Genomic DNA, 13,313 nt, shown 5'->3' with positions numbered 1-13,313 from the left:
CAAAATGACATTGCCCAATCCATTACTCGCTTTGAACAGTACGTCTTACAACATCCAGATGAGGTGTTACGCCGCATGGGGTGTGCTGTGTGAATCAGAGGTTAAAATGCCAATTTGGATGTATATAATAATGTTTTATTTGGCAATGAAGGGGCACATTTTTTGATTGCGATGGATGATGCGGAAACATATATTAAATATGAAGGTAAAGCAGGAAATGAGGGGGGAATAATGGAATATAAAACAATCATTGACAAATTAAGCAATCGAACACCGACTTTGTTAGGACATGAACAGTTCGGTAAATTCGCAGTACTTTTACCGTTAATCGAAAAAGACGATGAGCTTCACGTCTTATTTGAAGTCAGAGCGTTTCATTTAAACAGGCAGCCTGGAGAAATCTGCTTTCCCGGTGGAAAAATTGATCCAAATGACAAAAATGCCCAAGAAGCAGCCATTCGGGAGACAGTCGAAGAATTAGGGATTGAAAAAACGAGCATTATTAACATTTTTCCTTTAGATTATATCGTGTCTCCTTTTGACACGATCATTTATCCATTTGTTGCTACGATTAGTCATCCTGACAAGATGAAACCGAATAAAGAGGAAGTCGCTGAAATATTTACTGTTCCGTTATCCTTTTTTCAACAAACGGCGCCGGAAGTTTATCACGTCCACTTCAAAGTAGAACCTGAAGCGAATTTTCCGTTTGACAAGATTCCGAACGGAGAAAATTATAATTGGCGCGCCCGAAAAATGGATGAGCACTTTTATTATTATGAAAATAAAGTCATTTGGGGGTTAACGGCAAGGATTATTTACCATTTTATTGAATTGATTAGGAAGGATTGAATGAATCCATTGGCAAGGATATAACGATGGAAACATTAAACATTTTCAATTCAAATATGTTACGAAAATAAAATAGAACAAAACTAAACAACGTCAACTAGAAACAGGAGGAGAGCCTTATGAAAGCACAACGAGGCATTCGTCGTATTAAGACAGTGCAGTACCAAACAAACAGCCCAATTCACCAGAATGGTTTTGTTTTAGAACCGGGAAATTGGCAAGAATACGACCCGTTCTTAATGCTTGCCGAAGATTTTTTTCAAAGAGGAACGTTCGATCTTCATCCGCATCGCGGCATTGAAACGGTGACATATGTGATTGATGGGGTGCTTGAACATTTTGACAATAAAGCAGGTTATGGAAAACTGGAGCCGGGAGATGTGCAATGGATGACAGCTGGGAGAGGTGTCATTCATAAAGAAGACCCAGCACCTGGTTCTACTGTGCATAGCCTGCAGTTATGGATTAACTTACCGAGCTCGAAAAAAATGACCGAGCCTCGTTATCAAAATTTAAAAAGTAAGGATATGCCTGTGCGTAAAGAAGAAGGGGCTATTATTCGAGTTTTTTCTGGTTCATCAAAAGGAGTACAGGCTTCAACCCTTAATCATGTTCCTGTTACGATGGTAGAAATGTTGCTAGAGCCAGGAGCGAGTGTTGTACAAGATTTGCCGGGAAGTTATAACGGCTTTCTTTATATTTTAGAAGGAAGCGGAACTTTTGGGATCGATGAAACAGAAGGACATAAAGGACAAGTGTTATTTTTAAGTTCAGCGGACGGAGCTTCCGAGAGCGAAATTAAAATCACTGCTAAAGAAAAACTTCGCATTCTCCTGTATGCAGGTGAGCCAATAAATGAACCCGTTGTCGCATACGGACCGTTTGTCATGAATACAAAAGAAGAGATTCGTCAAGCTATTCTTGATTATCAAACAGGGAAGTTCGATGAATGAAACGGCTTTTATTTTTTATGAACTGAGGGAAAACGCCTTTATTCTTGAATAAAAGGACAAGAACGCCTAATAGGTTGATAGAATGATGGTCTTAGGTATGAAAAAAACAATCACCAAAATATTCTAAATTAATAAAGAATTGGAGAGGGGAGTTTTGGAAACAAAATTAGCAATCATAACCGATATTCACGGCAACAGTGCTGCCTTGCGAGCGGTATTGGATGATATTGACAGAAATAATCCAGTAGAACATATTTACTGCCTAGGTGATTTAGTGGCGATTGGACACGAAACAAACAAAGTTCTTGAACTTTTATTTTCCCGCAATGATATATCTTATGTTATGGGGAATCATGATGAAGCCATTTTAAACATAATGAAAGGGAAAGAACCGGGAAGTGTGGGCGAAGAAAAAGAACATCATCAATGGATTGCTTCACAGCTGGACAAAAAGTTTATTCCCGCTTTATCGAAAATACCGAAAAAATTATATGCCGAATACAATGGGAAAAAATTATTATTTGTGCATTATCATTTGAACGAAGAAAATCAGTTTATCCCTATTGATCAACAACCAACAATAAAGAAACTTGACGAACTATATAAAACTTCTGACGTAGATGTCGTTTGTTTCGGTCATCATCATATACTACATCATTTTAGATCTAAGGAGAGGCTTTATATTAATCCGGGCGCTTTAGGCTGTTATCACAAGCCTCTAGCTCCATACGCTATTCTAAACATCGGTGCGGAAGGAATCAGTGTCACTTTCAAAGAAGTAGCGTATGACAATCGGGAATTTTTGCTTGCCTACGACAAACTGAAGGTCCCAGCCCGTGATTTTATTCTTCGTGTTTTTTACGGAAATCAACATTTGCAATTTAACTAAATTCTGTTTTCAACTAATGAAATAGACTTAGTGAAGAAAGAAAAGTGAGGATCACTCATAAGGTAGAACATTTCCTTAGATTAATCCTTATTTACAATTTACATAAATATTGGAAGAGATTTCATTATGAATGATCGCTACTGTCACACCCAGGCGTTTACGTTTCTTGCCTGGGCTTCTTTTTACTGTTATGTGGGTTTATGTTCATCAGTTTGGACAATATGATACTGGTGCTAGTATAGTTTTATGGACAGTTTTTTGTTAGGCAAACAAAACGTCCCTTTGCTACAATAGTTAACGACAAAACCATCGAATGTTGAGGGCTGATATGGATAAACGGGAAATCATTCAAAAAACAGAACAATATGTGCGTTCATTGCTAGAGAATGATGCAAGCGGACATGACTGGTGGCACATTGACCGTGTTCGGCGTATGGGCATCACTCTTGCGAAGAAAGAAGGCGCTGACGAATTTATTGTCGAAATGGCTGCGCTTCTTCATGACGTAGCCGATGAAAAAATCGCAGGAAACGAAGAGAAGGGCTTATCTGCTGTAACCTCTTGGCTCGAACAAATGCCGCTGTCCCATGACGATAAAGAGCATATCATTGACATTATCTCTTCGGTCTCGTTTAAAGGAGGACACGGGAAAAAGCCACACACCATTGAGGGGATGGTTGTACAAGATGCGGACCGCCTCGATGCCATCGGTGCGATCGGCATTGCCCGCACGTTTATGTATGCGGGAAGCCGCGGGCATCTTATGCATGATCCGTTCCTTCCTTACCGGGAGAAGATAACGAAGGAAGAATACCGGCAAGGCCGCAGTACGGCGATTAATCATTTTTATGAAAAATTATTAAAACTAAAAGAATGGATGAATACAGAAAGCGCGAAACAAATCGCGCTCAAACGTCATGAATTTATGGAGCGTTTTTTATATCAATTTTATCAAGAGTGGGATGAGCAATATGAAAATGTTAACGGTTGAACATTTATCTAAAAGCTATGCGGAAAAAACGTTATTTCGCGATATTTCGTTTACGATTAAAGAACAGGAACGAATCGGCATTATTGGCGTGAATGGGACAGGAAAGTCAACGTTACTGAAAATCATTGCCGGTGTTGAGCTTGCGGACGCGGGACAAATTACGCATTCGAAAGACTATTCAATCGGTTATTTGCCGCAACAGCCCGATTTTCAAGAAAACTTAACAGTATTGGAACAAGTGTTTCACGGGGATACACCGCTGATTCGTTTATTGCGTGACTATGAAACAGTTTTAGCCGAGCTTGAGAAAAATCCCCTTGATGATAAGCTGCAGAAACGTCTTTTCCGCTGCCAGCAGCAAATGGACGCAATGAACGCATGGGAAGCAAGCTCCAACGCAAAAGCGATTCTTACGAAATTAGGCATTGATGACATGACAAAAACAATGGGAGAGCTTTCCGGTGGTCAAAAGCGCCGCGTCGCTTTGGCGCAGGCGCTTATTGAAACACCTGATTTGTTGATTTTAGACGAGCCGACGAACCATCTTGACTACGAAACGATCCGCTGGTTGGAAGAGTATTTGGCGCGTTATAGCGGGGCCGTTTTGCTTGTGACGCACGATCGTTACTTTTTAGATCGTGTGACCAACCGCATTTTAGAGTTGGATAATGGAAAACTATACAGTTATACAGGAAATTACGCAGCATTTTTAGAAGGAAAAGCGCTGAGAGAGGAGCAGGAGCTTGCCGCTGAAGCGAAACGGCAAAACTTATATCGCCGCGAATTGGCTTGGATCAGAAGAGGAGCAAAAGCGCGGACAACGAAACAAAAGGCGCGCATCCAGCGATTCGAAGAGCTGGAGCAATCACTTGGAATGGAACAAAAGAGCAGTCTCGATATCTCATTAAGCGGCAGCCGTCTTGGCAAAAAAGTGCTAGAGTTAAAACGTGTGTGCAAAGCGTTCGGCAGCCAAGTGATTTTAGATAAGTTTAGCTTCCTAGTCAAACCGGGAGACCGCATCGGCATTGTCGGGGCGAACGGAAGCGGTAAATCGACGCTGTTGAATTTGCTTGTCGGCCGGGTCCAGCCTGATGAGGGAGAAATCGAAATCGGGCAAACGGTGAAAATCGCGTATTACACGCAAGAAAATGTTGATATGGATGAAAATAAACGAATGATTGAATACATTCGCGAAGCAGGGGAAGTCATTCATACAACTGATGGAAAAACAATTTCCGCCGCGCAAATGCTGGAGCGTTTCTTATTTCCAATGAATACGCACGGAACACCCATTCACAAATTGTCAGGCGGAGAGAAACGGCGGTTGTATTTGTTGCGCATTTTAATGACAGAACCGAACGTGCTCCTTCTTGACGAGCCGACGAACGATTTGGATACGCAGACATTGACGGTACTTGAAGATTATTTAGAAACCTTCCCGGGGGTTGTGATTACGGTTTCACATGACCGTTATTTTTTAGACAAAGTGGCAGAACAATTACTTATTTTTGAAGGAAATGGGAAAATTGCGCATTATTTTGGTGATTACTCCGATTATTTAGAGGAGCAGCTAAAGAAAAAAGGAGAGCAGGCAGAACTTAAGCAGCCAATAATGAAAGAACAAGTTCAGCCTGCAAAGCCGGCCAAGCGCAGATTAAGCTATAAAGAACAGAAAGAATGGGAAGAAATCGAAGATAAAATTGCGGCATTGGAGACGAAATTGCAAGAAATTACGCTGGAAATGGAACAAGCGGCGAGCGACTATGAAAAAGTGCAAAGATTAGCATCCGAACATGAGCAATTAAGTGCAGAGCTCGATGCGTTGCTTGAGCGCTGGGCAGAACTGTCTGAACTTGTGGAAGAATTACAATCGAAGTGAAAGGGGGATGAACAGTAATGAACATTAAATCAATTGAACCAACACCAAGCCCAAATACAATGAAAGTTCTATTAGATGAAGAGCTTCCGTTTGGCACAAGCCATAACTATAAGCCGGATAATGTAGAGAAGGCACCAGCAATCATTCAAGAATTAATGAAAATTGAAGGAGTTAAAGGCATTTACCATGTTGCCGATTTTTTAGCGATTGAACGAAATCCGAAATATGGTTGGAAAGAGATTTTAACAAAAGTGCGTGAAGTATTTGGTGAAGAGATTGAAAGCACACAAGACGATAAACAAGTACGTAACGAGCATTTTGGCGAAGTGAAAGTGTATGTGCAAATGCTTTATGGATTGCCAATGCAGGTGAAGTTAACCGACGGTCAGGAAGAAAGACGATTCGGTTTGCCGCAGCCGTTTATGGATGCGGTTTTAGAAGCGCAGAAACATGCCGGAAATATTGTTCTTGAACGAAAGTGGGTCGAAAAAGGCGTGCGCTATGGCACGTTCGAGGAAATCGGTGCAGAAGTAGTTGAAGAACTGTCCGCTGCCTATCCGCCAGAACGGTTAGAGCGGATGGTACAAATGTTTAAAAGCGGCGAGCAAGCGAAAACGCAAAAACGAGTAAGCTACAAAGTAACGGAAGAAATGCTTGACGACCCAGATTGGACAAAACGCTATGCGGCTTTAGAACAAATGGCAGAGCCAACCGAAGAAGATTTGCCGATATTGGCAAAGGCATTAAAAGACGAAAAAGTGGCGATTCGCCGCCTTGCCACCGCATATTTAGGAATGATTGGCGGCAAAAAAGTGCTCCCGTATCTTTATGAAGCGCTGAAGGATAAAGCCGTCTCTGTGCGCCGCACAGCGGGAGACTGCCTATCTGATATTGGCGATCCTGAAGCGATGCCAGTCATGATGGAGGCGTTAAAAGATCCAAGCAAATTAGTCCGCTGGCGCGCAGCGATGTTTTTATACGAAGTAGGCGATGAATCAGCTCTTCCTGCTTTAAAAGCGGCAGAAAATGATCCGGAGTTTGAAGTAAGCATGCAAATAAAAATGGCGATTGAACGCATTGAAGGCGGCGAAGAAGCGAAAGGATCCGTGTGGAAGCAGATGACAGAAAGCAGAAGAAAAGGAAACAGCAGTGAATGATAAAGAAAAATAGGTATTGCGGTATCACCAAAAAACGGCAGCGAAATTGCTGCCGTTTTAACATTTTTTCTGATTCATCTCTTGCCTCTAAACGAAATACAGGCGGAAGATGTTCAGTGGTATCGCTTTTCGTGTTTAGTTCTCATGGTGGAAGCAAAATCTGTAGGGCTCATTTTTTTGGATGGATGGCTAATAAACCATCTCAATAAAAGCGTGCAAAAAATTGTTGAAAAAATTGGACATTTTCGCGCTCAATTTTTTTATTTTTTGTCTCCTTTTATCATTTGTTGTGACGTAGCAACGAATTTTTGTTATCATTAAAAAACAATGAGAATGATAATAGTTTTCATTAAAAAGGTGTTTCGTTAAAATATGGAGAAAATTTATTTTTGTCGCGAAAATGGGTTTGAGACGAAAAAGCTATATAAGTTTTTCAAATCAATTTATAAAGAGATAAAAATCAAACGTAAAGATTGTCTCGGTAAGTGCAAAATTTGTAAAAACTGTCCTTTTGTATTAATAGATGGTGAAGTTGTCAAAGGTACAACAGTCGATGAACTTTATTATGAAGTGAATCATCGTATATCAGAAGAATGGTGGAAATTTCGAGGTAACAGATGCAGCAGGAAATAAGATAACAATAGTCAGTGTTTGTATTTTTAACATATTCACCGAGAAAGTCTCCCGCCTCTAAAAAATAACGTGCAGGCGGGAGAGGTTCACGGGAATTTGATAGCTATTATGTTGTAACAGTTGTTGTCGACGATGGAGCAAATTGAACAATTTCTAACACGATAGGTGTACCAGCAGGTATTGGATCACCGCCAGCAGGAACATTAATCGCAAGCGATCCGACAGTTGTGGCACCTGGTGTATATGTCGAGATATCGTCCATTTGTAAAACACCGTTAATATAAACATTATAGTAACTATTATTGGCTGCTAAAGTTGGTAGAGTTGTAGCGGCTGTTCCATCATCTTGAAAAAAATCTGCTGCATCGATTGTTAATGTCGAGCCCGCAGCTGTTTCTGCTGTTGTAACATAGAAAAATCTTGTGTCGGTTGGTACTGCATCCGTTGTCGTGGAAGCAGAAACGAAAAGTTTCATGAGTTGAAGAGCCATATGTGTATCCCCCTTTCTTTGAAAAATTGATTGATTTGAATGTTTAAGATAATAAAAATCAAATGTAAGATGACATCTGATATGTCAGAAAAATCGATTAGTTGTTTGACGTGTATAGATGTTGTCTACATTTGTTGATTATCAAAAACATTTTCAATTTATAATATGACTGATTTACATGAATTGCTTTAGCCGTTTGTCATATATAACTCTAACTTAAACTTTGAACATATGAATTAAACATGAAAATCAACCAGGGTTCGGCTCGCTTTTTAAATATGTTGGAAAATTATATATAGTTCGTAAAAAGTAAAAATAAAATGCAAAAAATGATGAATCTGTGCCAGTGATTGAAAAATATGAAATGAATCGTTTATTATATTTAATCTAGCTTCATGTTCACTTTATTTATTCATTTTGCATATAATGTATAAATCCATTTGCACAATTCCATTCTTAAAAAGATGTCGCATATGGGGAAAGTGTGTTTTGAAATCTTTTATTGCGGGAAGAAAGGAGTGTTTCACTCTAATTTATCGCCTTATTTCAAATAGGGTGTATTTACTAAATTTTCAATTTGGGTGGTATCAATGAAACGAGATAATAAATATCAGAAACATATCATTGCTGTTCCAAAAGTTTATGATTGGATAAACACCACATCAATCGTTCAAATTTGCTTTACTATTAAAATTCCCCCTCAAGTTTTACAAGTGGATACTTACCAATATAATGCTATATCAGACGGAATAAAAACAGTTTATACGAATGCGGATGAATTAGTTGAATATGGAAATAAAGGAATATTAGACCCGACGAAGGTATCGTTTATTAATTTATTTATCAATGGAGTGTTACAACCTAAAAACCTATATGAAGTTCAAGAAGGAATGCTGACTTTAAAGTCTGCTGACACTCCAATGGCGGGTGCTCCGATCATTCTTCAATTTATTACGATAAAAGCAGGCATTTAAATGATATATTCTCTTTTCATACTTTCCTTTCTAGCAGGTAGACAAATTTTCGTCATACACCTAGAAAGGATTTATTTTTATGATTCGTTCCAATTCTTCCTCATTCTAATTAAGCAGGCAAAGAATGTGAAGTCAGTCAACTGTAAAATAATCCTTCTACCAATAATATTTATCCCGTTCTAATCGATCACGAGTTTAACGAAGAATTTAAATTTTACTTAAAGGAGTATGTCGGCCGTGCAAATCCGCTTACTTTTGCGGCTCGGCTTACCGAGCGGTTAGGCGGAGCAAAAATCTATCTGAAACGCGAAGATTTAAACCATACCGGTTCACATAAGATTAATAATGTCATCGGACAAATTTGGCTTGCGAAACGAATGGGGGCGAAGCGCGTAATCGCTGAAACAGGTGCGGGACAGCACGGTGTCGCCACAGCGACAGCTTGTGCAATGTTTGGCATGGATTGCACGATTCAATCAAACGGTGCCAGGCACTGTTCGTATGGCAACCGTTCTATTCATATTTTAAATGCCCCTTCTCCAGCCGCAACTGCTTCCATTGAAATTGGAAAGGAAATGATTCGACATTTAGAAAAGTTCCGTTTGGTTGTATAAAATAAGAAATGTACAAAAAACAACCCCATACCCCTTCATCGCGGTATGGGGTATCTTTATAATTTTGCTTGTTCCTAAGAACAACAATAGCTGTCTGTTCTTGCATTAAATTGTGTTAAGTACTTCCCTGACATAATTACGACTACCATGTGATTCTATATAAACTACCCTAAAGAATGGGGATATTGATCGCGTACTAATTGAGTAATGCCAATCTTATCTAGATATTTTACAGGGCATAAGAACGTTACCGTTACTACGCCTGGATGTCTACCAATTTCGATAGAACCTGTAATCGTTGCCCGATTCATTACTTCCGGAACCGTAATCCCTAAAACCTCGGCGGCTCTTTTTAAACCATTTTCAGTTGCTTCATTTAAGTTTGCCCCCGTTCCAATAAAGGAAATAGGGAGGGATTCCTCTAATTTTTTTACACCCCATTGTTCCGCTATATCAAGTGCCATCTCTTTTTCTTTCTTAGTAATAGGTTTTGCCAGATAAGGAAGATCCTCTTCTACAGGTAAAAGAATAGGACCATCAATATTTAAACCTTTAATGACTTTCACTTGAAGAGTTACTATTCCGGCTACATCAGTCGTATGCCCTGCTATTTCACCATCTCCTTGCATAGCGTGCATATCCCCGAGGTAAACACCACCGCCTCGCACTTTTACAGGACAAATGAGAACAGCGCCTTCCCGTACCCGATTAATATCCATATGTCCATCGGTACGATCTTTTAATTGTTCCCGTGTTATAGCATATTCATGCGGAGCGTCTATTAAAAACTGACCAAAATCCCCGGCATTATGGGAATCTGGTAAAGGCCGTGCAGGTGTCGTACCAAGCTGACCCAAGAATGGGCGAACTCTTGCAACTGTTCCAACCAAATCGTGCGGAGCAAATGTTACAATCGGATTTTGTACTGAATTATCAGGTGTCGCCATATAATAGCGACCTTCTCTAGCAATCTGTTCTGCTGCCTCTTTATGCAAAGTAACTCCTATATTCTTGTTGGAATCGAAAGCGATCGTATAACCATTAGTAAATTCAAATGGTGATACATCTGCACCACAATTTGCACAACGAATGGCCTCTTGGCCTATTCCCTCAATCTTAGTCTCCGGATATAGCGTTCCGCATTTAGGACATTTTACAGCAACAAATGGATCCCCTAAAAATCTTCCCTCTACCGGCTTATCATTTCCCGATGAAGTGGCGATTGAAGTTACACGGATTGATTTAATTTTAATGGCAATAGCGTCTCCCACTTCTGCTCCTTCTACAAAAACAGGTTTAGTTACCTCATGACCGCCACGGATACAAGGTGTAATCATCGGTCCCCAACACCCAGGAGCAGTATTAGCAATAATATACCCGCCATCTTTTACAGGTCCAAGCATTTCACCATTGGGATCTAAAATCCCATTCGTAAATTCATTCACAAATACCGTTTGTTTCGCTTCCATATTTTCTCCCCCATTTAAAAAAATATTTACTTATTGATAGCAATTATAAGGGAATAAGCCAAATGTATCAATTTTAGTTGAAAATCCGCCAAAATTAAAACCAAAAGAATGTTGATTTTACAGCATTCTTTTGGTTTGCTTTTTTTAGATTTCGGGATTAAATACTACTTTTCGGACGGCCCCATCGGGTATCTATTGTACACGACTTATCTTTCAGAATGAAAGCCATTCTGCAGGATTTGGCACCGTTCCTGTTATAAGGAGGTTGCCGGACGTCATAGGGCCTGTTCCCTCGGTCACTCTTGATAAGCGGTGATCGTATTCAATTTTTACAACAATAATAATATATTTTTATCTATGTCAACGGAAGATAACGCTTACATTCTTGGTGTATATAGAAAAAAATTTTTTAACGAGTTTTTCATATAGGCAGGGAAGAACGTCAACATGGTTAGTAAACTATACGTAATAGGAAAAAGTGATTTAAAATACTTGTATGAGATTAAAAATTTGCGGGGTGATCTTCATGCGCGTTGTGACTGCTTCAGAAATGTACGCGATTGATCGATATACCATTCAGCAAATCGGCATGAGTGAAGAATCGTTGATGGAAAATGCCGGACAAGCTGTCGCTACAGTTTTGCTGGAACGAATTCAACCTGCTCAGCGCGTCGCTGTATTAGCAGGAACAGGAAACAATGGCGGCGACGGGTTTGTTGTTGCGAGGGTGCTAAAGAGTTATGGTTATACGACGGATTTATGGTTAATACCGCCAAAGGAAAAAGTAAAAGGCGCGGCGAAAAAAGCACTTGAAATCTATGAAAATTCGGGATATGAAGTAAAGAATTACATAGGAAATGAGAAGGAATTTATCGAACAATTACGTCATTATGACGTGATCATTGACGCTTTGCTTGGAATTGGCATAAATGGGGCATTGCGCTCTCCATATAAAGAAATCATTGAAAAAGTGAACGAAGCAAAGGAGCTTGTTGTGTATGCCATTGACGTACCAAGCGGAATTCCGGCGGACGGCGGAGCGGTGGAAACAGCGATTCAGGCGGATGTAACGATTACGATTCAATATCCAAAGCTAAGTGCATATACTTTTCCAACAGCTGATTACTATGGTGAATTAATCGTAGTCGATATTGGTATTCCGCCGCTTTCTCTAGAAAAAAATGCCGAGTTTCGCCGACTATGGAGTGAGGCGGCTGTTGCAAGAACGCTGCCGGTAAGAAAGCGTTCGTCCCATAAAGGTACTTATGGAAAAGGGCTTGTAATTGGCGGCTCGCGAAATATGACAGGCGCTGTCATTATGACCGCAAAAGCGGCTTTAAGAAGCGGAGCTGGATTGCTGACAATGGCTGTTCCGGATGATGTTTATCCCGTTGTCGCCACCCATATTCCAGAGGTGATGTATCATCCGTGTTCATCGTTGAACGGCTGCTTTGCCGGGGAAATCGATTTGATCACCTTGGATGTTGACGCGATTGCCGCAGGACCGGGCATGGGGAGAACGATGGGAGCGAAAAGTGTTGTCCAAAAGGTGCTATGCCAAGATGTTCCAGTCGTTCTTGATGCGGATGCGTTATATTTTTGGAACGATTATGTTTCGATAATACGTGAACGAACAGAAGCGACGATTTTAACGCCGCATCCTGGAGAAATGGCGCGAATGCTTGGCGTTTCCATTGACGATGTCGAAAGAGACCGTTTTGGCATTGCAAAGCAATTTGCAATGAGCAATGGTGTTTACCTTGTGTTAAAAGGACCTTACACCATTGTCACGACTCCAGATGGAAAGCAATACGTGAATACAAGCGGAAATCCAGCGTTAGCAAAAGGCGGAAGCGGCGATGTACTCACTGGAATCATTCTTGCGTTTATCATGCAGCACGACAACATTCAAGAAGCAATTTGCAATGCCGTGTTCGTGCATGGAAAAGCGGCGGATGCGCTCGTCGAGAAGGAGCATTCACCAATGGATGTGCTTGCGACAGATGTCATCGAGGCCATTCCGCAAACACTTTTTTCACTTTATAAAAAGGGAGCCTCGTATCAGAAACAAAGATGAAGTATATGAATACGAAAAATAGACCTCTTCCGAGCATTGCCGTTCAAGCGAGGTCTATTTTTCATTTCGATGCTTGCTTTTAGGGCAGTCTTATTTGTCAATTATGTGTTTTTAATAAGTGAAGTTCTTCCTCTGTGCGGGCGATGCGGCTAATTTGGTAGTCTAACCGTTGATGAATATAGATGATGTCTTCTTTTGTGGCCATCTCACGATTGATGTTAGTCTAGATTATAGACACAACGAATAGAGAAATGTACAGTAAATCTATCAATGATGAGGAGTGTCTATAATGACAAGACGTTTTGATAAAGAATTCAAAATACATGCAGTAAAAT

Annotated in this window: 11 protein-coding genes, 1 pseudogene and 1 riboswitch; of the genes and pseudogenes, 10 read left to right on the top strand and 2 right to left on the bottom strand. The window is 40.3% G+C overall.

Annotation, left to right across the window (positions count from 1 at the left end):
- Positions 1-231 precede the first annotated feature (231 nt).
- The 7 genes from BO219_RS11970 to BO219_RS11940 all read left to right on the top strand — a co-directional run bounded on the left by BO219_RS11970 (position 232) and on the right by BO219_RS11940 (position 7,354).
- Positions 232-852, top strand: a complete 621-nt coding sequence (locus BO219_RS11970) for an NUDIX hydrolase (RefSeq protein ID WP_077429697.1) — start codon at positions 232-234, stop codon at positions 850-852.
- 119 nt (positions 853-971) lie between these two features.
- A complete protein-coding gene (locus BO219_RS11965; protein WP_035067474.1) occupies positions 972-1,805 on the top strand; it encodes a pirin family protein in 834 nt (277 codons plus the stop codon).
- Between the two features lie 154 nt (positions 1,806-1,959).
- The gene (locus BO219_RS11960; protein ID WP_035067472.1) at positions 1,960-2,694 is read left to right on the top strand and encodes a metallophosphoesterase family protein; all 735 of its coding nucleotides are present in this window, start codon (positions 1,960-1,962) and stop codon (positions 2,692-2,694) included.
- Between the two features lie 328 nt (positions 2,695-3,022).
- Positions 3,023-3,685: an HD domain-containing protein gene (locus BO219_RS11955; protein WP_077429696.1), complete on the top strand. Its 663-nt coding sequence runs from the start codon at positions 3,023-3,025 to the stop codon at positions 3,683-3,685.
- Positions 3,666-5,564 carry an ABC-F family ATP-binding cassette domain-containing protein gene (locus BO219_RS11950; protein ID WP_077429695.1) on the top strand — a complete coding sequence of 633 codons (1,899 nt, stop codon included), beginning with the start codon at positions 3,666-3,668 and terminating at the stop codon, positions 5,562-5,564. Before BO219_RS11955 ends, BO219_RS11950 begins: the two co-directional genes overlap by 20 nt.
- 17 nt (positions 5,565-5,581) lie before the next feature.
- On the top strand, positions 5,582-6,721 hold the full coding sequence (locus tag BO219_RS11945) for a conserved virulence factor C family protein (protein ID WP_077429694.1): 1,140 nt from the start codon (positions 5,582-5,584) through the stop codon (positions 6,719-6,721).
- Positions 6,722-7,093: 372 nt separating this feature from the next.
- A complete protein-coding gene (locus BO219_RS11940) occupies positions 7,094-7,354 on the top strand; it encodes a DUF1450 domain-containing protein (protein ID WP_077429693.1) in 261 nt (86 codons plus the stop codon).
- A 106-nt stretch (positions 7,355-7,460) separates the two neighbouring features.
- Here the strand turns inward: BO219_RS11940 and BO219_RS11935 are convergent, their stop codons facing one another.
- On the bottom strand, positions 7,461-7,844 hold the full coding sequence (locus BO219_RS11935) for a DUF4183 domain-containing protein (RefSeq protein WP_077429692.1): 384 nt from the start codon (positions 7,842-7,844) through the stop codon (positions 7,461-7,463).
- 590 nt (positions 7,845-8,434) lie between these two features.
- Between BO219_RS11935 and BO219_RS11930 the strand changes: the two genes are divergently transcribed.
- Positions 8,435-8,818: a DUF4183 domain-containing protein gene (locus BO219_RS11930; protein WP_077429691.1), complete on the top strand. Its 384-nt coding sequence runs from the start codon at positions 8,435-8,437 to the stop codon at positions 8,816-8,818.
- Positions 8,819-9,003: 185 nt separating this feature from the next.
- Positions 9,004-9,291: pseudogene (locus BO219_RS11925) on the top strand (pyridoxal-phosphate dependent enzyme); the annotation flags it as partial.
- A 305-nt stretch (positions 9,292-9,596) separates the two neighbouring features.
- Here the strand turns inward: BO219_RS11925 and BO219_RS11920 are convergent.
- A complete protein-coding gene (locus BO219_RS11920) occupies positions 9,597-10,901 on the bottom strand; it encodes an acetamidase/formamidase family protein (RefSeq protein WP_077429690.1) in 1,305 nt (434 codons plus the stop codon).
- 203 nt (positions 10,902-11,104) lie between these two features.
- Positions 11,105-11,213: riboswitch (SAM riboswitch) on the bottom strand.
- 214 nt (positions 11,214-11,427) lie between these two features.
- Between BO219_RS11920 and BO219_RS11915 the strand changes: the two genes are divergently transcribed.
- Entirely contained in the window at positions 11,428-12,978 is a 1,551-nt protein-coding gene (locus BO219_RS11915; protein WP_077429689.1) for a bifunctional ADP-dependent NAD(P)H-hydrate dehydratase/NAD(P)H-hydrate epimerase, read from the top strand.
- Positions 12,979-13,313: the final 335 nt, after the last annotated feature.

Source organism: Anoxybacillus kestanbolensis (assembly GCF_001996285.1).
GTDB lineage: Bacteria > Bacillota > Bacilli > Bacillales > Anoxybacillaceae > Anoxybacillus > Anoxybacillus kestanbolensis_A.
This window is presented reverse-complemented; position numbering and strand designations above follow the sequence as displayed.